Genomic DNA, 19,313 nt, shown 5'->3' on the forward strand with positions numbered 1-19,313 from the left:
CGACTGGGATTACGAACAAGGAGTACCCCAGTCGTTCACATTTTTGCTATAATAGAGCCAAGTATCAAGGCGACGACGAGAGGAGCATCCTGCGAGTTGCCTGCTTATATTACAGCTAGAGCTACCAACCTCATCAATTGCAGCCGCACTTGGCTTCGCTTGAGGTTTTCTTTTATGGTGAAAGGGGAGTCATACATGTCCGAGCAAGTGAATCGAATCTTGATCGTCGATGATGAAGAGCGGATACGCCGACTGTTGAAAATGTACCTTGAAAAAGAAGGTTTTGAAATTGAAGAGGCGGAAGATGGAGAAGCAGCGCTGCGAATGGCTGTAAGTGAAGAGTATGACCTTATTCTTCTTGACTTGATGCTACCAGGCATCGACGGTGTAGAAGTATGCACGCGCTTAAGACAAGTGAAGGCGACGCCAGTCATAATGCTGACAGCCAAGGGGGAAGAGATTAACCGAGTGCAGGGCTTCGAAGTTGGTGCAGATGACTATGTCGTCAAGCCCTTCAGTCCGCGCGAGGTCATCTACCGGGTGAAGGCAGTCCTGAGACGATCTTCGGCTACAGCCTTTTTGACAAGCGATCCGAAGGCGAGCAACAACATTGTATTCCCGCATCTCATTATTGAACATGATGCACATCGTGTGACAGCAGGGGGTCAAGAGATTAGCTTGACGCCTAAGGAATATGAACTGCTGCATTATTTGGCGGTATCTCCGGACAAGGTGTTCTCAAGAGAAGAGCTGCTGAAGGATGTATGGAATTACGAGTTCTTTGGAGACCTTCGTACTGTAGATACGCATGTGAAACGCCTGCGTGAGAAGTTGAATAAGGTCTCGCCAGAAGCAGCTACTATGATTACTACGGTATGGGGTGTCGGCTACAAGCTCGAGGTGCCAAAATAACGTGAAATTTTGGCGAAGCATTGTCGGCAAGTTGTGGATGACCATTATTGGTCTAGTTGCTTTTGTACTTATCATTTTAGGTCTGTATTTGCTGCATTACATTGACAGCAATTTCGCGCATCCGAATGATATCAAGCAGTTGTTCGTATATACAGGAATTATTGGATTTTCACTTACAACTTTCTTTGCGTTCTTTTTATTTACGAAGATTACGCAACCGCTTCGTAAGCTGAAGCAAGCGGCCGATACGATTCGTCAAGGCGATTACTCCACACGAGTAACACTTCGCTCCTCTGATGAAATCGGGGAGTTGTCCCAGACGTTTAATCATATGGCGGAGGAACTGAACTCTACCATTTTGGATTTGCAGCATGAGAAGGAGCATCTAGCGAGTATTTTGCGCAGTATGACGGATGCTGTTATTACCTTTGATGCATCGGGTCAGGTGCTGCTCGCGAACCCGCATGGTGAAACAGTCATGAGCCGCTGGAATGGAATGGATTGGGCGATCGATGAAGATATGACAGGTGCATCCGGAGTGCCAGAGCCGTTAAGACCCATTTTTCATACCGTTATTTCTGAAGCTCGGGAGGTTACGACCCGTGTTCATGTGAAGCAGCAGGTTTGGTCTGTTGTGATGGGGCCTCTGCATGCAGACAGCCGCGTACGCGGTGCCGTAGCCGTATTGCGGGATGTGACCGAAGAAGTGCAGCTGGAGAAGCTGCGCAAAGACTTCGTCGCGAATGTATCGCACGAGATTCGTACGCCACTGTCCATGCTTCAAGGATATAGTGAGGCATTATTGGATGATATAGCTGCTTCGCCAGAGGAACGCAGAGAGCTTGTTCAGGTTATTCATGACGAGTCCTTGCGTATGGGAAGGCTGGTGAAGGATCTGCTCGACCTAGCTCGCATGGAGGCGGGCCATCTGCCAATGCACAAAGCAGAGACGGATGTTCACGAACTTGCTTCCCGAGTCTATCGTAAATTCACAGTACTTGCGAAGGAACGTAATATACCGATTGAAATGAAACTTCATGCGATGGATCCAATTCTTCCTGAAGCGGATGAAGATCGGTTAGAGCAAGTGTTGACGAATTTGCTGGACAATGCACTACGCCACTCCTCTGAAGGACAACCGATTCATATTCGGACGGAACGTACGGACAATGAGTGGTTGTGGATTCACATTGAGGATCATGGTCAGGGTATTCCGTCAGAGGATGTCCCGTATGTGTTCGAACGATTCTATAAGGCTGATAAGGCACGCAAACGCGGCCCTTCAGGCGGCACAGGACTAGGTCTAGCGATTGTCAAAAATATTATCGAAGCACATCAGGGTCATATCCGAGTCGACAGCATATTAGGGAAGGGAACTACATTCTCCATTGCTCTACCCGTACAGCCAACACAAACCAGTATATGACACAAAACACCCTATTGCGCAGTTCATCGGCAATAGGGTGTTTTTTTTTGTAGAATGACGATTGGAATATGTGTCAGACGAGGGCACAATTTTCCGATTAATCTTGATGCTCGTGGAACAGTTTCCACTACTCCACGAGCTGATGAAGGATAAGTTCGGTTTACAGCACAATTTCTTTGGCTTTTTTAATGTCTGTAGTTTCTTTCAGTTTTGCGATTACCTCTTCTGGAATGGCTTTGTCGACGGAAAGCACCATGATGGCAGACCCTCCGACAATTTTCCGACCAACTTGCATGGTTGCGATGTTAACACCATTTGATCCAAGTAGTGTACCGACAATTCCAATTACGCCAGGCTTATCATCATGCGAAATTAATAGCAGATGCCCTTCTGGCGAGAGGTCTACAGGGTACTTGTCAATTTGTACGATACGTTCCCCATATCCGTTCAACAATGTACCAGCTACGAGTCGTTCTTCTGTGTTCGTCTTCAAAGTTACGGACAACAGATTTGTAAACCCTTTGGCAACGTGGGATTGCTGAACGATAATATGAATATCGCGCGTTTTGGCAAGGTGAACAGAGTTGACGATGTTCACATCTGAGCCAAAATGCTGGGTGAGAACGCCTTTCACGATATGTCTCGTAATAGTTTGCGTATCGACCTCAGCCAGATCACCAGAGTAGTTAACAAGGATTTCAAGAATTGGGCTCTTTGTCATTTGTGAAGCGAATTGCCCCAGCTTCTCCGCAAGTGTGAAGTAAGGTTGGATTTTATTCAATACAGCCGGCGCAACCGGCGGCATGTTAACTGCATTCTTGAACGGTTCATTGCGTAGAATATGCAGCACCTGCTCCGAAACATCGACAGCCACGTTCTCTTGCGCCTCAACAGTGGATGCGCCAAGGTGAGGTGTGACGATAATTTTCGGATGACTCAAGAATGGGTGATCCGGTTGTGGAGGTTCAACCTCGAATACATCGAATGCGGCTCCTGCCACAATGCCTTCATCGATTGCTTCGACAAGTGCCATTTCATCGATAATTCCACCGCGTGCGCAGTTAATAATGCGCATACCGCGTTTCATGACCTCGAATTGTGGACGAGCAATCATATGCTTCGTCTCAGGCGTCAATGGTGTATGAACCGTCAGGAAATCGGCTGCGCGAATAATCTCATCAACTGTGCCAAGCTTAACCCCTAATTTTTCAGCACGCTCTTCTGTCATGAATGGATCATATCCGATGATGTCCATGCCAAATGCCTTCGCTCTCTTGGCAACCTCGCTGCCGATACGACCCATACCAAGAACACCAAGAGTCTTGTTCATCAGCTCGACACCTAAGAAAGTCTTGCGATCCCATACTCCATTGATTGTCTTTGCATAAGCCTGAGGGATATGACGAGATAATGCCATCATCATGGCAAAAGCATGCTCACAAGTTGTAATCGTATTCCCATCAGGAGCATTGATTACGATAATTCCGTGCTGTGTGGCTGCTTGCAGATCAATGTTGTCTACACCGACTCCCGCACGGCCCACAACTTTAAGATTCTTACCTGCTTCCATGACGCGTGCTGTAACGCGAGTCTGACTGCGAACGAGCAGAGCATCATAATCTGCGATAATGCCAACCAGCTCGTCCTCCGACAACCCTTTTTGCTTCACAACTGTAATATCCTCTGCGTCAACAAGCTTCTGAATCCCGAAATCGCTAATCGGGTCTGATACTAATACTTTGAACATGGAATTCTCCCTCCTGAGCATAGCTATATATTGTATTAGAAACGGCAATGCCGTTATCTTGCTGTTGAAATGAGGCCTTGGTTATGTATCCAGAATATAGCAAAAAACTCCCGTCCACATACTACGACCGTAGTAAGGGACGAGAGTTCCATCTTCGTGGTGCCACCCTAATTCGCTGCTTATTCGCACAAGCAGCCTTACGCGTCTATGCTAGACGCCGAACGTTAACGGGTTCGATTCGGTTACGCCTACTGCCATCAGGGTTCGACGCAACAACTCCGGAACGCTGGAACAAGTCAATCCGCCACCGATTCACACCGACCATCGGCTCTCTGCAGGCTTCACTGAATGTTCGTTTCCTTCACCGTTTGACTCATGAAATTTTACTTAATGTACCATGCAAATGTTAGGGTGTCAATAGATTTTTATACGAACATAACTGTAGAATATTTGTAAATTGTACGGATTATGATGATTTTCCGGTTTCTTTAAGAATATGGTTTATACAGGCGTCTATTGCGATTTGGGAAGAATGGATCAGTTCTTCGTTTTCGGACTTTGTTCGGATTTTTAATGCTTTTTCAAACCAAGGGAGAGCTGATTCGTACTTGTATTGGTCATATAGATTTTTACCATAATGTTGATAGAGAAAGTCAAGCAAATTGAAATGTTGATCGTTCGAAATCGCATGTTCCAATAGATCGTCGAACATGCGGTTCGATGTGTGGAAGTCACGCATCCATTGATAGGTATGAGCGAGACGGAGCTTATTGATCCACACCTGCTTAGCATTGTTCATTGCAGAATGAATAGAGATTGCGGAAGTTAAGTACGTAATGCTGTCCGCGTAATTGCCGACAATTCGGCTGTAAACACCCAGCATTCCGTATTGTCTTCCTAATTCCTCTTGATTCTGCTGATCAGATTGGGTCTGTTCTTTTATATAAGCAATGGCATTACACATATCAGAGAGGGAGTGCGGAACCTCTCTCAGATCGTCATCGAAATAGAAGGTGCAATTGAAATGCATAGATACAGGCAAAAAATCGGTCTCCTCTCGTGTGAAGTGCATTTATTTTACAAGGCAGTGCCACATTAGGCAATACAATCGCAGATTTTGCAGATTCCTCAACTTGAATGAACCATCTTCAATCTGATATGATGCATCTATTGAGGGATATAATATGGATTGCTAACTCGTTAGGCAGGGATGTAATGAAACAGAAATGGAATGATTTCAAATCTCGACAAGTAGACATACAACAGTTAGATGATAAGGTGCTTCTTCTTAATTTGTATGTAACACAGGGAATCACACTGATTCTTGGTTTGGTGTGGATTTGGCTTCAAGGCAGAAATCCTTTCTTATTGCTAACTACACAGGCATCGAATCTGTCATGGCTATGGCTTGGAGCGGGATTGGCTGCTCTAGTTATTGTTGTTGACATCGCGGTTTCTAGATTTGTTCCTGATGATATGACGGACGACGGTGGGGTGAATGAAAAGCTCTTCCGCAATCGTCCAATATGGCATATAATTGCTATCTCTTTTATCGTTGGCGTATGTGAGGAAATGCTCTTTCGCGGGGCAATTCAGCACGCATTTGGAGCATATTGGACGAGTATTATTTTCGCAGCTATCCATGTACGTTATTTGCGCCATTGGTTACCAACTGGAATGGTGTTTCTAATTAGCTTTGCTTTGGGTACTATTTATGAGTGGACAGGAACCCTGTGGGCTCCTATACTAGCACATTTTATCATTGATCTCATTATGGGACTCATTATACGATTTCGGAGGGAAGTATGAGCGAGAATCACCCACACCCTTTATTTCGAGGGTTCTCTCGCAAGCAAGAGCCAGACCTACATAGCCCGGCACTAGATGCTTTACGTTCATTGAGAGAAAATTCATCGAAGAAAGACACACATACGGAGCAACAAGACAGCAACCATGCGATATCGGAAGAACAGCTGCTTCATCTTGCAGAGAATATCTCCGCATCAGATGAAGATATGGATGATCGTTCATTGCCGTCACGCAAGAAGTTATTTCCGTCGAGTTATGTTAGACTGACAAAATGGTTTTATAATTTTCTATTTTTATTATTTGTAGGATTGTTAATTGGACTACTATTTTGGGGTCGTCATAAGCTGGGGCTGGAGGGGTAATCGATGATGGTTGCTTTTACTGTCATTGCAAGCTTGCTGGCAGCAGCCGGAGTGCTTGTTGTTTATATGTTATGGGAAGCACGGGGGTTTACAATTACAGAAGAAGAAGTGGTGCTGAAGCGGTTGCCGTCGACATTCGACGGGGTCCGCTTGTTTTTTATAAGTGACTTTCATCGAAGGCAATTGACTGACAGACATATTGAGCAGATTTTGGGTCATCAACAGGCTTCTTTGTTTCTTGTCGGTGGGGATATGACTGATCAAGGTGCTCATCTGGAATCCAGTGTGGAGAATATAGCGAAGCTGCGCCAATTAGGGCCTGTGACGGCTGTACATGGCAATCATGATTATAAGGCCGATGTTCGGGAGTTAGATGATAAGCTGAATCAGCTAGGTGTTAAGGTGCTGGACAATGAAGCAATGCGGTTGGAGCAGAATGGTCAATTTATATGGCTTGTTGGTTGGGATGACTATAGCTCGAAGCGAACGAATGTGAAGCTTGCTATGAGTGAGCCAGAACAAGAGCCTAGCTGTACCATTGTTCTAACACATGATCCGCTGTCCTTGCGCAAGGCTGAGCTGCAAGGGATTGATCTCGTATTGTCAGGACATACGCACGGAGGGCAAATTTACCTGCCTGGATACGGGCCGCTTCGCACCTCTAAGTTTTACCGCAAATATCTATGTGGCTGGCATAATTTTCTTGGACAAGGTTCTACAACATTGTTTATCACGAAGGGGTTCGGCACCTCGCATGTTCCTTTTCGTTTATTATGTAAGCCTGAGGCACATTTTATTACGCTTCGTTCGGGCATTGATGGCCAGATTTCCTGATTTTTTACCGGATGGTTCGATACAGTTGCGCTCACACTACAATTGATCCTAACGAATTGAAGGAGGGAACAACAGTGAAAGTGACATCGTTCATTTCTGGTGCAGCCATTGGCATTCTGGCTGGTATGTACTTGGCTGACAGACGTTCGCTGGCTAATTTGCAATCCAAATTGCATGTTGCAGGCAATGTTGTCCAGGATGTGGTTGGCAAAGCGAAGGATAAGGTTATGGATGTGACGACGTCAAATATGCCGGATATTGCTTCCTTGCTTGACATGAAGAAGTTGTCCAAAGAGGCATCTAAGTCGGACTCATTCAGCTTGGATCGCGTCAAGGAACTGATTGAGCGGGATCCAGAAGTGAAGCGCAAGGTGGATGCGATTTTGCGTGAAAATGGGTTGGCTCCGACGCCATCCGATTTGTCAGCTGTGAAAACAGAAACGTCTACTACAACAGTATCTAGCGTTTCCAAAACGCAAGCTGCTCCACGCAGCAAGCCGTTCGAAGAACAACAGTCCACTCACTGATAGCTGAGGAAATTTTATCTTAGAAGCTGCCGAATTTCTTCGGCAGCTTCTTCAATGTTTGGTACATTTACTCTCTGACAACTATTTTATGTAGTGCAAATCCATACAAGAAATGATAACATGAATTACATAGAACCATTTTCAGCACATATTATATGTTGCTTCATAATCTGTTATAACCGAAGTTGCAAAGGAGGGTCCTGTCATGAAGATCGAACGTATCAGTCAAGACAAGATTCGAATTTTCCTTACGTTCGACGATTTGTCTGAGCGCGGGATCAAACGCGACGATCTGTGGCGGGAAATGTCTAAGCTGCAGGAACTGTTCGCGGAAATGATGGATCAGGCGTATACCGAACTCGGATTTGATGCGACGGGACCATTAGCCGTAGAAGTATTCGCAATGCCTGCACAAGGTATGGTAGTTATCGTAACGCGAACGCAGTGGAACCATGCTTCAGGTCATGGTGACGGCATTGAGGATGACGAGTTGGATGATGTATATGAAATGGAAGTAACGCTTGAGGAGAGCGATACGATCGTATTCGCATTTCGAGATTTTGAAGACTTCATCGAGGCGGCACATACGGTTCATGGCAATTTTACCGTACCAGGTGCGCTCTACCAATATAATGGACAGTGGATTTTCCATGCGGAGCCGGCAAATACGGATCCTCAGCGATTGCAAGCCTTCATTGCAATCATGGCTGAGTATGGAGAAGCGGCGTCAGTGACGACAGCTGTTCTGGAGGAGTATGGGAAGTGTATCATTGCAGAGGATGCCATCGACGTTACTTGTACACATTTCAGTCCGCGTCGCGCGTAGGACAGTTTAATATGCGTCCGTGAACAGGGGGGCTTGAGATTTTTCATGGCAAGTGAAAAATTCGGGCTCCCTGTTTCGTGTTTTTCCAGCAGATGGCTACGTCAACCAATATATGCATTTTCCAATGATTTGGACACTGCCCTTTTCGATATCTTCATTTGAAACCATCATTATTCCCTAGCATTCGACAGGGTAAGCGTACATTGCAAACGTATGGTATACTTACTGTTATCCAAATGATCATTATTTTTATGTATAGCCGCCAAAGGAGGATGTGAAGGTGACTTTGCTAACTGCTATCGGCATGCTAGTCGCAGACACTTCTCAGATGGCGGCACAATCTGGTGAAGCTTCGACGCCTATATTGCCTTTGCTTACAGCAGCAATCGCTCCAGGAATTGCATTGCTGGCGTATTTCTACTTGAAGGATCGATATGACTATGAACCGATTCATATGGTCATTCGTGTCTTTCTACTCGGGTTTCTTATTGTATTCCCAATCATGATTATTCAACATGGCCTTGTGTTGTGGTGGGGAAACAATCCGTATGTGTATTCTTTTCTAATCTCGTCGGGTGTAGAGGAATTTGTCAAATGGTTCGTGCTGTACCACATGATCTACAATCATGTAGAGTTCGATGAACACTATGATGGGATTCTGTATGCAGTTGCGGTGTCGCTCGGATTTGCTACCATAGAGAATGTCATGTACGCATGGCTTAATCAGACGTCATTCTCTCAAATGCTCATGCGTGCCTTGCTGCCTGTATCCGGGCATGCCTTATTTGGTGTTATCATGGGCTATTACATGGGAAAGGCAAAATTCCTTGGCGGTCGTTCACGTAAATATTTAATGTACTCGATTGGATTACCGTTGTTCTGGCATGGAGTGTATGATCTTATCCTAATGATGTCCACCCGTTACTGGCTGTGGTTCATCGTGCCGCTGATGCTGTTTCTCTGGTATTACGGCATGGGGAAAGTACGTCGTGCCAATGCCCGATCTCCGCTCCGATTAATGAATCCGGAAGATGAGGTTAATATGGAGCAATAATGGGAATGCTATATGTACATGCTCAAGTTGTGCACCGCACGAACGGGCGCAGTACATGGTAGCAAGGAGGGCTCATGTGAGGGTGAAGGTAACCATTCGCTGCCAATGCTGCGGCGAAAAATTCATTCTACGTGGCAAACGGGAAAAGGGTCGAATTGAAACGGGCTTCAAACAATGCATCTGTGATAATCGAGATGCGTTTCATATTGATGAAGAGCCAATATAAGTATCGTAATAAGAGTGCAATAATGGGAATCGATGCATAAACCTCCCTGATATCCAGCAAACTAACATCACTATGATGTATAAGTAGCTGTGAAGGGAGACGTTTGTACCATGTATAAACGATTAAGTGCAGTGATGTTTCCGATTTTTGCGCTCTTATTTATTGGGGCGATTGTATGGGGATATCAAGAGCATCAAGAGAAGAACTCTATATTGATTAAGGCAGAGAACCAATATCAGCGTGCCTTTCATGATTTGACGTATCATGTTGATAAACTGCATTCTGAACTGGGACAAACACTTGCAGTTAACTCCAAATCGCAAGCGATGCACCGCAAAGGCCTTGTGAATGTATGGAGAATTACAAGCCAGGCGCAAAATGAAATTAATCAGCTGCCGTTGACGCTGCTGCCATTTAACAAGACAGAAGACTTCTTATCACGGATCTCAAACTTCTCATATCGAGCTGCTGTAAGAGATATGACGAAGCAGCCTCTTAGTGATGATGAGGTGAAAATTCTGAAGACACTGCACCAGAATGCTGCTCAAATCTCACAAGACTTGCAGCAGGTTCAGAATAAAGTCATCAGTCAAAGTTTGCGCTGGATGGATGTTGAGACGGCGATGGCCTCCGAGAAGAAGACGATGGATAATACAATTATCGACGGCTTCAAAACGGTGGACAAAAAGGTTAGCGAGTACCCAGAGCTGAACTGGGGACCTTCTATATCAAGCGTGTATACGAAGCGCTCCGTGAAGATGCTGAAGGGAAATCCACTATCAGAGCAGCAAATTAAAGAAAAAGCAGAGAAATTCCTAATTAAGAAGCCAAATGAACCCGTTCAAGTTAGAAAGAATGGCAAAGGTACCGAATATGAGTCGTATACCGTCTTCACGAAATATAAGAACGATGGAAGTGCACTCACGATGGACTACACGAAACAAGGCTTTCTGATGTCATATATGGACACGCGTCCCGTTGGCAAGAAAAAGTTGACGATGGCGCAAGCCGAAGAGTCAGCGAAGCGATTCCTGAAGAAGAATGACTATCCTGACATGGCTGCAGTTCGTTATGATGAGTACAATAATACAGGCAGTCTTACACTAGTTCCGGTTGCTGATGGCGTATATCTATATCCGCAGCAGGTGACAGCTCGCGTAGCATTGGATAATGGCGAAGTTACCGGGCTGCAGGCAGCTGATTTCGTCTATGAAGGCAAGGAGCGCAAGGTTGGCAAGCCCAAGTTGGGCAAAAAAGAGGCGCAAGCAATGCTGAATCCTGACATGGACGTTATGTATGACCGCATGTCGCTTATTAAAAATGATCTGTCTGAAGAAGTGCTCTGTTATGAGTTCGGAGGCAAAATTAATGGCGGTGCTTACCGAGTGTACATTAATGCCGACAATGGAACAGAAGAACAGATTGAAGAGATGAAGCTTCTCAAATCATAAATGAAGTCTAAATAAAGGTTCCAATTCCTAGCAAGGGAATTGGAACCTTTTTCTTTTTGGCATATTGGTATCATGGTATAATCTTCATGGAGGGGAAGCATATGTTACCGAATGTCAGTGACACCTTGTACGTGCAGCCAGTTCGGGAAGAAGTGGACGGGTTTGCCTATAAGGCGAGAGTAACGGAGATAAATGAACAGCTGATCTGGATGGAAATCCCGCTGTCGGAACAGACGGGTAAATACGGCTTGTTCTCCAATGGAGAGGAGCTGAATGTCTACTTCTCGCAATCAGATGGGGTAAAGTGGCATTTTCGTACACAGGTAATGGGCAGGCGCAATGAAACCATTCCAATGATGTCAATTCGGAAGCCTGAGCCCCATTGGGTATCACGAATGCAGAGACGCAACTATTTGCGTGTACAAGCGTCGTTGGAGATGGCGATCAGTACGTTGGATGGTGTGAAATTTCTAGCATTGACTGAGGATATTAGCGGTGGTGGCCTCTCCTTTGTTACCGAGTCCAAATGGGGGCTGCGCGAATCACAAATCATCCAAAGCTGGGTTGCAGTACCGTTCCGAAGCGGTGCTATCGAGCATGTTTTCTTTACTGGGCAGATTGTTCGTGTTCAGCCTCTCAATGATGAGCGCCAGTTAATCATGCTTAAGTTTGACCAGATTGCGAATGTAGAACAGCAGAAACTGATTCGTTATTGTTTTGAACGGCAGTTGGATTTACGGAAATAACATACATATGTGTTGAAACTGTGCATAGCTTGATTGCAGGGTTGCCATACTACTTCCAAAACGAAGGGGTGGCTTCTTATGCACAGTCGATTGAAGAAGAAACCAAACCGTAAAATAGCATGGAGCACTTATACAAAACATATCACACATCCAGAGCTATGTAGCTTATTATCGAAATGGCTAGTTCGCTCGTTATTATGGTTCGTACTCTGTGTTGTAGCCGCCCAATCCTTACTGCTTGTTGGTGCGTTTCGACCGTGGGTGTCGCCTGTGGATAGGCTAGAAGGTGTTCCTTTTCATCCTCCTTTTGAGGAAGAGAATCTATCATTCGATAGAGGCTTGCAGAAGAGGTGACTGCGATTCCCTTTTTGCATCCCTATTCTATGTGTGGTATAATTTTCACGTCGCAGGCAACGCCTGCTTTTTTCTTGAATGGTGCATGAAATGTTTTTCTACGAAGGGAGTCAGCCCCGTTGACACAGTCAGATCACAGCAGACATCACATAAATATTGCCATCGACGGGCCTGCGGGAGCTGGTAAGAGTACGGTTGCACGCCTAGTTGCGCAAGAGCTTGGGTATGTATACATAGATACCGGTGCGATGTACCGGGCGATATCTCTTCACATGTCACGAGCCGGCATTCAACCCGATGAGGCAGCAGCGCTCTCTGAAGAGATGAAACGAGTCACCTTGGAACTGAAGCCGGAAGGCGAGCGGCAATTTGTTATTTTGAATGGTGAAGATGTTACGGATGCAATTCGTACGTCTGAGATCAGCCGCTTGGCATCTGATTATGCCAAATCCCAAGTCGTTCGTGAGCAGTTAGTACATATGCAGCGTCAAATGGCAACACGTAAAGGTGTCGTTATGGATGGACGAGACATCGGTACACATGTACTTCCTGATGCAGAATTGAAGTGGTTCATCACAGCCTCTGTGGAGGAACGAGCCCGCAGACGTTATGCAGAATGGAAGGACAAGGAGAACGCTTCTCTTGAGACATTTATCCAAGAGATTGCGGATCGGGATCGTCAGGATGAGACACGTGAGGTGTCCCCACTTCGTCAAGCTGAAGATGCCGTTCTGCTTGATACGACAGGAATGGCAATTGCTGATGTTGTTTCGACGATCGTTGAGCGTGCTAATTTACAAAAGAGTTGGTGAGCTGTAACAATTATGTTCTATACGTTTGCAAGAGCATTGCTTCGAGTATTATACCGGTTCTTGTTCCGACTTGAAGCGAAGAGGAAGGATTACGTTCCTAAAGAGGGCGGTGTAGTCCTCTGCTCCAATCATATAAGCTTATTAGACCCTCCAGCAATCGGGATTATGTTGGATCGTAAGGTTCGTTTTATGGCGAAGGCTGAACTATTCGACGTCCCCGTGTTGGGTAAGATTATAAACGGTCTTGGAGCCTTTCCGGTTAAGCGCGGCGGAGTGGGCAAAGAAACCATTCGAACTGCTTTTAACCTGCTTCGCGACGGAGACATCATGGGGATCTTCCCTGAAGGCACACGCAATACAGATGGTGCTGTCGCAGCGAAGAAAGGTGCAGCGATGATTGCTTTGAAGAGCGGGGCTGCTGTTGTTCCTGTTGCCGTAATTGGGGAATATAAGCTGTTCCGCAAGACGAAGGTCGTATATGGCCCGCCGATTGACATGTCTGACTTATTGGAGCATGGAAGCGGTGCACTCGAGCTAGCGACTGAACGCATTATGGAGCATATCCATCGCATTATACTCGAGGAAACGGCTGCTTCGTAATTCATGCATGTTTTTGCTTCGATGGTATGATACTACAGGTATTATTTTTCTGGTATGCAGTGACCAATAGTTGGTAAGGAACTCTGCTTCATTCGTGGAGCGGGTTTTGAATAAATGGGGTTCAATCGAGGAGGTATTTCACATGTCTGAAGAAACAAAAGTTAACGAAACTGCCGAAACGGCAAGCCAAGAAGCGTTGGAGAACATCGTTTCCTTGAAGAAAGGTGACACCGTAAAAGGCACAATCGTCAAAATCGATGACAATCAAGCAGTAGTAAGCATTGGCTATAAATACGATGGCATCATTCCTGTGCGCGAGCTAACTGCGGTATCGGTTGACAATGCTGCAGATGTGGTTGAAGTGGGCCAAGAAGTTGAATGCAAGGTTGTTAGCATTGACGATGAAAAGGAACGTCTTGTTCTGTCCAAGCGTCAAGTTGACAGCGAACAGGCTTGGGACGACATGCAGAAGCACTTTGAAGCACAGGATGTGTTCGAAGTAACAGTCGCTGATGTTGTAAAAGGCGGCGTTGTAGCTGATGTTGGCGTTCGTGCATTCATCCCTGCATCCATGGTTGAACGTCATTTCGTTGAAGATTTCAGCGAATACAAAGGTCGTACGCTCCGCGTGAAAGTAAAAGAAATTGACCGCGAGAACAACAAGCTTATCCTCTCCCAAAAGGATGTATTGGAAGCGGAATTTGAAGCTAATAAAATTCGCGTTATGGAAGGCTTGACTGAAGGCCAAGAGCTCGAAGGAACAGTTCAACGCTTGACTCAATTTGGTGCATTCGTTGATGTTGGCGGTGTTGATGGACTTGTTCACGTGTCTGAATTGGCATGGAGCCATGTTGAGAAGCCTTCTGATGTTGTATCCGAAGGTCAAAAGGTAAAAGTCAAAGTACTGAAGGTTGATCCTGCCAACGGAAAAATCAGCCTGAGCATGAAAGCAACTCAACCAGGCCCTTGGGAACAAGCGGGCGACAACATCAAGACAGGCGATATTCTGACAGGTGAAGTGAAGCGTTTGGTTGATTTCGGTGCATTCGTTGAAGTGGCTCCTGGTGTGGAAGGTTTGGTTCACGTTTCCCAAATCGCTCATCGTCACGTTGCTACACCTTACGAAGTATTGAAGCAAGGCCAATCTGTACAAGTGAAAGTGCTTGATTTCAACCCTGCTGATAAGCGTGTAAGCCTCAGCATCAAGGAAACAGAAGAAGCTCCTGCAGCACCAGCACCGAAGGCTGAGAAAAAAGTAAAAGAAGAATTGAACAATCCAAATGTATCCCTTACGAACCAAGCAATGAGCGTTACGCTTGCTGAGCGTTTTGGCGATATGTTGAATAAGTTCAAAAATTAATCTATTCATAAATGCAAATAACGGCGGACTCTTTAGAGTCTGCCGTTTATTTTTGTACTGTGCATCAAATAATAGCATCAGACAAGGAAGGGGGCGCGGTCTCGATGACTTCATCAGGTGTGTTGTCAGTAGCGGTGTGGGTTTGCTTTGCAATCTTGATAGCAAGCGGTTGGCGTACGCCCCTATTCGCGGCTGTTACGCGGACACAGGTGATTATTGTCGGACTTAGCTGGCTGCTTCTTCACAATTGGACGATAGCATTGTCATACGGCAATCAAGTTAATGGCGCATGGGTGCTATGGATGGTGTTGGCTGTATTTTTCCTTGGGCAACAGTCAGGTGGAAAGCTCATTACCGTATGCGGCCATGTCGCCATGCTAGCTGCAATTTGGATGTGGCTTGAGCTATTAAGCCGATTTTCCATGCAAATGTCGAATTCTCAAACAAACATTTGGCTGATAGCAGGCATCTTCTCGTGCTATATTCTGTTGTTTACAACGAATTGGCAGCTGCAATGGATCATCTTGACACTTGGGTTAACCTTAGGAGAAGTTCTCATCCATCTGCGTCTGCATACGTTAATTACTGCTGGAGAAGGGCAAGTTCAGGATGTATGGTGGCTGTCGTTTCTGCTTGTACGTTTGATGTCAATTATGATGGTGTGGATGAAAGAACGGTTTTTGAAAGGGCTTCTTGGCTCCGAACAATAGTGGGAAATGCGCTTTCTTCGAGTATTTCAACCATTTACGTTAGCCAAGACCCGCTTTTTTTGATATGATGATGTACGTGTATAGTTGCAAAATATGAAGGAGTGAACTGCATGGCAAAACCCATTGTTGCCATTGTCGGGCGGCCGAATGTCGGCAAGTCCACCATTTTCAACCGAATCATCGGCGACCGATTGGCTATAGTGGAGGACAAGCCTGGTGTAACTCGTGACCGTATATACGGAACGGGAGAGTGGATTGGCAAGCCGTTCAATATTATCGACACAGGCGGAATCGAAGTTTATGGTGAAGATGAAATGCTGCGTTCCATCCGCGTGCAAGCGGAGCTTGCGATAGAGGAAGCAGATGTAATTGTATTTATGTGCGAAGCGAAGTCCGGCGTAACGCAAGCGGATGAAGAAGTGGCACAGATGTTATTCCGCTCAGGCAAGCCGATTGTTCTAGCGGTAAATAAAGTCGACAACATGAGTCGTATGGATGACATTTATGAATTCTACAGCCTTGGCTTTGGGGATCCAGTTCCGATTTCAGGATCTCACGGTACAGGGATTGGTGATTTGCTGGATGAAGTCGTAAATAATCTCCCGGATTTATCGGATGAAGAATATGATGAAGATGTCATTAAGGTAGCCTTGATCGGCCGACCGAACGTAGGTAAGTCTTCTCTGGTTAACGCAATACTCGGCGAAGAGCGCGTTATCGTCAGCGATGTAGCAGGAACAACACGCGATGCAATCGATACACCGTTCGAGAAGGACGATCAGAGGTTCGTGCTCATCGATACGGCGGGTATGCGCAAGCGTGGCAAAGTATATGAGACGACTGAAAAGTACAGTGTCATGCGTTCGATGAAGGCAATCGAGCGAGCAGACGTCGTACTCGTCGTCATTAATGGTGAAGAAGGCATTATTGAACAAGACAAGCATATTGCAGGCTATGCGCATGAGGCAGGCAAGGCGGTGCTGTTCGTCGTCAATAAATGGGATATCGTTAATAAAGATGATAAGACTATGCAGCAATTCGAAACCAAGATTCGCGACCATTTCTTATTCATGACGTACGCACCGATTGTGTTCTTGTCTGCGAAGACTAAGCAGCGTTTACATAAACTGCTTCCTGTCGTACAGCATGTTGCTCAGCAGCATGCCAAACGCATTCCAACACATTTGTTAAATGACGTTGTAACTGATGCAGTCGCCTATAATCCGCCGCCAACGGATAAGGGAAGACGTCTCAGAATCAATTATGCGACGCAAGTTGCGGTTAAACCGCCAACGATTGTCGTATTTGTTAATGATCCTGAACTGATGCACTTCTCCTATGAGCGATATTTAGATAATCGTATCCGTGCAGCGTTCGACTTTGAAGGGACACCGATCCGGATATTCACACGCCGGAAATCCGACGAAAGTTAGGAGCGAGCGGAATTGACGCTATCTATTATCGCAATTGTAGCGAGTTACCTTCTCGGTTCAGTCAGCTTTAGTCTTCTGATTGGAAAGTGGCTTCGTGGTATTGATATCCGTCAACACGGGAGCGGTAATGCGGGCGCGACCAATACGTTGCGCGTATTAGGCAAAGGGCCAGCGGCTGGGGTTCTCCTGCTTGATGCGGCCAAAGGAATGGTAGCCGTTCTTATGGGTTATTTGCTATCGGATTACACATGGGTCATGGTGCTAAGCGGGATTGCCGCCATCGTTGGTCATAACTGGCCCGTTTATTTTCGCTTCCGCGGGGGGAAGGGGATTGCTACCACAATTGGGGTGCTGGCCGTTCTAGCTTTTTGGCCAGCCCTATGTGCTGGCATTATCGCGATTGCTTCAATTGCTTGGAAACGTTATGTTTCGTTAGGATCATTGCTTTTTGCTGGACTGACTCCGATATTTATTTTGTTATTCCAATATGATTGGAGCATTTTCTGGGGCAGTTTGCTGTTATGCCTATTTGCATTCTATCGTCATCGGAGCAATATCGTTAAGCTGGTTCAAGGGACTGAGAACCGGCTTGGCGCGAGCAAAGGGGGCATGTCCCGTGTCCGTTAAAGTTGCTGTATTCGTAGCCGGAAGCTGGGGGACTGCCCTAAGCGAGGTTCTCGCCCATAATGGACACGATGTGTATCTATGGACGAGAAATGAACAGCAGGCAGAAGAGATCAATACGGTGCATACGAACGGGAAATATCTGCCGAACGTTACCTTGCATCCCGGCATTCGGGCAACCAATTCCGTCGAAGAGGCTATGAGCGGTGCGAAGGCTTGCGTTGTTGTAGCACCATCTGCTGCGATGCGCCAAGTTGCGGGAATGATGAAGCCGTATTTGACGGACGAGATGGTTGTCGTACATGCGACGAAGGGATTTGAAACCGAAACGTTAAAGCGCATGTCAGAGGTGCTTGTAGAGGAGCTTGGATGCAGCTCAGATCGAATAGCTGTGCTGTCAGGTCCGAGCCATGCCGAAGAGGTTGTGAAGCAATGTCCAACAACGGTAGTCGTTGCATCAACCAGTACGAAGGCTGCTGAACAAGCACAGGATTTATTTATGAACGAATCCTTCTTTCGTGTCTATACCAACCCAGATGTGATTGGTGTGGAACTTGCAGGAGCGCTCAAAAATATAATTGCATTAGGCGCAGGCTTATCCGATGGACTGGAGTTCGGGGATAATGGCAAGGCTGCTTTGTTAACACGCGGCTTGGCTGAGATTGCTCGGCTCGGAGTTGTGATGGGAGCGAATGCGATGACATTTGCTGGCCTTGCGGGCGTTGGCGATCTAGTTGTAACTTGTACGAGCAGACATAGCCGGAACTGGAGAGCTGGCTCGCTGATAGGTCAAGGTATGGCGGTTGATGAGGTGTTGGCTCATATGGGGATGGTCGTTGAAGGTATCCGTACAACGAAGGCGGCTCATTTCTTGGCTGACCGATATGACGTCCAAATGCCGATTACAGAGCAGTTATATCGAGTATTATTCGAATCTCGTGATCCAAAGACAGCAGTTGAATGCTTAATGGGGCGAGTTCGCAAGAACGAAATTGAAGAAGTGGCCACATCGGATTGGTCATCCTAGATATTGATGGGCTTGCACGGACTCTATTATTGGCTAGTATCCTTATCACCTTCATTTATTCGTCGACATACACTGTATAGAGTACAGACCCGAGGAGGGGCGATATGTCGAATAAATTTCCGAAGGATGCATTGAATGCAATCAATAAGAAGTCTGGCAAAAACATAACGGAGAATCAAATCAAGAAGCTTGCAGGTACGGTGAAGCCTTCGACGATGCAGAATGAGGCGCAGTTGCGGCAGCTGATTAAGCAAGTTGCTTCAATGGCCAAACTCCCTGTCTCAGAGTCGACAATAAATGACATTGTCAGCACCGTGAAGAAGAGCGGAGTTAACGCAAACAACCTGGAAGCATTGATGAAGTTGATGAAGAAGTAGCAGGCACAATCGATTTGGTGTAAAAAGAAGACGACACGACAGCGAGTAGCTGATCGTGTCGTTTTTTTGTGCATGTTCGTGCAAAACGTTTCTCTT

20 protein-coding genes and 1 other annotated feature are annotated in these 19,313 nt (G+C 46.0%); of the genes, 18 read left to right on the forward strand and 2 right to left on the reverse strand.

Annotated features, from left to right (window positions below; genetic code table 11):
- Positions 1-195: 195 nt before the first annotated feature.
- Positions 196-912, forward strand: a complete 717-nt coding sequence (locus BLS15_RS05375) for a response regulator transcription factor (RefSeq protein WP_021259234.1) — start codon at positions 196-198, stop codon at positions 910-912.
- A 1-nt stretch (position 913) separates the two neighbouring features.
- A complete protein-coding gene (locus BLS15_RS05380; RefSeq protein ID WP_021252918.1) occupies positions 914-2,338 on the forward strand; it encodes a sensor histidine kinase in 1,425 nt (474 codons plus the stop codon).
- A 160-nt stretch (positions 2,339-2,498) separates the two neighbouring features.
- On the opposite strand, the gene serA is transcribed toward BLS15_RS05380, so the two are convergent.
- Both serA and BLS15_RS05390 read right to left on the reverse strand, forming a co-directional pair.
- Positions 2,499-4,085 carry a phosphoglycerate dehydrogenase gene (gene serA / locus BLS15_RS05385; protein ID WP_021252917.1) on the reverse strand — a complete coding sequence of 529 codons (1,587 nt, stop codon included), beginning with the start codon at positions 4,083-4,085 and terminating at the stop codon, positions 2,499-2,501.
- Between the two features lie 132 nt (positions 4,086-4,217).
- Positions 4,218-4,459 (reverse strand) — a binding site (T-box leader).
- Between the two features lie 92 nt (positions 4,460-4,551).
- Positions 4,552-5,127, reverse strand: a complete 576-nt coding sequence (locus BLS15_RS05390) for a tetratricopeptide repeat protein (protein ID WP_021252916.1) — start codon at positions 5,125-5,127, stop codon at positions 4,552-4,554.
- A 173-nt stretch (positions 5,128-5,300) separates the two neighbouring features.
- On the opposite strand from BLS15_RS05390, the gene BLS15_RS05395 reads away from it, so the two are divergent.
- The 16 genes from BLS15_RS05395 (at position 5,301) to BLS15_RS05470 (ending at position 19,217) form a co-directional block, all read left to right on the forward strand.
- Positions 5,301-5,894, forward strand: coding sequence for a type II CAAX endopeptidase family protein (locus BLS15_RS05395; protein WP_028533103.1), 594 nt, complete (start codon positions 5,301-5,303; stop codon positions 5,892-5,894).
- A complete protein-coding gene (locus tag BLS15_RS05400; RefSeq protein WP_021252914.1) occupies positions 5,891-6,256 on the forward strand; it encodes a hypothetical protein in 366 nt (121 codons plus the stop codon). Before BLS15_RS05395 ends, BLS15_RS05400 begins: the two co-directional genes overlap by 4 nt.
- A 3-nt stretch (positions 6,257-6,259) precedes the next feature.
- On the forward strand, positions 6,260-7,090 hold the full coding sequence (locus BLS15_RS05405; RefSeq protein ID WP_021252913.1) for a metallophosphoesterase: 831 nt from the start codon (positions 6,260-6,262) through the stop codon (positions 7,088-7,090).
- Between the two features lie 74 nt (positions 7,091-7,164).
- On the forward strand, positions 7,165-7,617 hold the full coding sequence (locus BLS15_RS05410) for a hypothetical protein (protein WP_021252912.1): 453 nt from the start codon (positions 7,165-7,167) through the stop codon (positions 7,615-7,617).
- 205 nt (positions 7,618-7,822) lie between these two features.
- On the forward strand, positions 7,823-8,443 hold the full coding sequence (locus BLS15_RS05415; protein ID WP_021252911.1) for a genetic competence negative regulator: 621 nt from the start codon (positions 7,823-7,825) through the stop codon (positions 8,441-8,443).
- A gap of 328 nt (positions 8,444-8,771) precedes the next feature.
- Positions 8,772-9,497, forward strand: a complete 726-nt coding sequence (gene prsW / locus BLS15_RS05420) for a glutamic-type intramembrane protease PrsW (RefSeq protein WP_051249867.1) — start codon at positions 8,772-8,774, stop codon at positions 9,495-9,497.
- A gap of 336 nt (positions 9,498-9,833) precedes the next feature.
- The gene (ypeB, locus tag BLS15_RS05425) at positions 9,834-11,174 is read left to right on the forward strand and encodes a germination protein YpeB (protein WP_021252908.1); all 1,341 of its coding nucleotides are present in this window, start codon (positions 9,834-9,836) and stop codon (positions 11,172-11,174) included.
- 101 nt (positions 11,175-11,275) lie between these two features.
- Complete coding sequence (locus tag BLS15_RS05430) at positions 11,276-11,920, forward strand: flagellar brake protein (RefSeq protein WP_021252907.1); 645 nt, start codon at positions 11,276-11,278, stop codon at positions 11,918-11,920.
- 473 nt (positions 11,921-12,393) lie between these two features.
- Complete coding sequence (gene cmk, locus BLS15_RS05435) at positions 12,394-13,086, forward strand: (d)CMP kinase (RefSeq protein WP_021252906.1); 693 nt, start codon at positions 12,394-12,396, stop codon at positions 13,084-13,086.
- A gap of 12 nt (positions 13,087-13,098) precedes the next feature.
- A complete protein-coding gene (locus tag BLS15_RS05440) occupies positions 13,099-13,686 on the forward strand; it encodes a lysophospholipid acyltransferase family protein (protein ID WP_021252905.1) in 588 nt (195 codons plus the stop codon).
- A 142-nt stretch (positions 13,687-13,828) separates the two neighbouring features.
- Positions 13,829-15,046: a 30S ribosomal protein S1 gene (rpsA, locus tag BLS15_RS05445; RefSeq protein ID WP_021252904.1), complete on the forward strand. Its 1,218-nt coding sequence runs from the start codon at positions 13,829-13,831 to the stop codon at positions 15,044-15,046.
- Between the two features lie 104 nt (positions 15,047-15,150).
- The gene (locus tag BLS15_RS05450) at positions 15,151-15,756 is read left to right on the forward strand and encodes a hypothetical protein (protein WP_021252903.1); all 606 of its coding nucleotides are present in this window, start codon (positions 15,151-15,153) and stop codon (positions 15,754-15,756) included.
- Positions 15,757-15,866: 110 nt separating this feature from the next.
- Positions 15,867-17,189, forward strand: a complete 1,323-nt coding sequence (gene der / locus BLS15_RS05455; protein WP_021252902.1) for a ribosome biogenesis GTPase Der — start codon at positions 15,867-15,869, stop codon at positions 17,187-17,189.
- Between the two features lie 12 nt (positions 17,190-17,201).
- Entirely contained in the window at positions 17,202-17,816 is a 615-nt protein-coding gene (gene plsY, locus BLS15_RS05460; protein ID WP_021252901.1) for a glycerol-3-phosphate 1-O-acyltransferase PlsY, read from the forward strand.
- A complete protein-coding gene (locus BLS15_RS05465) occupies positions 17,806-18,840 on the forward strand; it encodes an NAD(P)H-dependent glycerol-3-phosphate dehydrogenase (RefSeq protein WP_021252900.1) in 1,035 nt (344 codons plus the stop codon). The genes plsY and BLS15_RS05465 overlap by 11 nt, the downstream gene beginning before the upstream one ends.
- A gap of 104 nt (positions 18,841-18,944) precedes the next feature.
- Positions 18,945-19,217, forward strand: coding sequence for a stage VI sporulation protein F (locus BLS15_RS05470; protein WP_021252899.1), 273 nt, complete (start codon positions 18,945-18,947; stop codon positions 19,215-19,217).
- Positions 19,218-19,313 lie beyond the last annotated feature (96 nt).

This window comes from Paenibacillus sp. cl6col (genome assembly GCF_900102125.1).
GTDB classification, from domain to species: Bacteria; Bacillota; Bacilli; order Paenibacillales; family Paenibacillaceae; genus Paenibacillus_B; species Paenibacillus_B suaedae.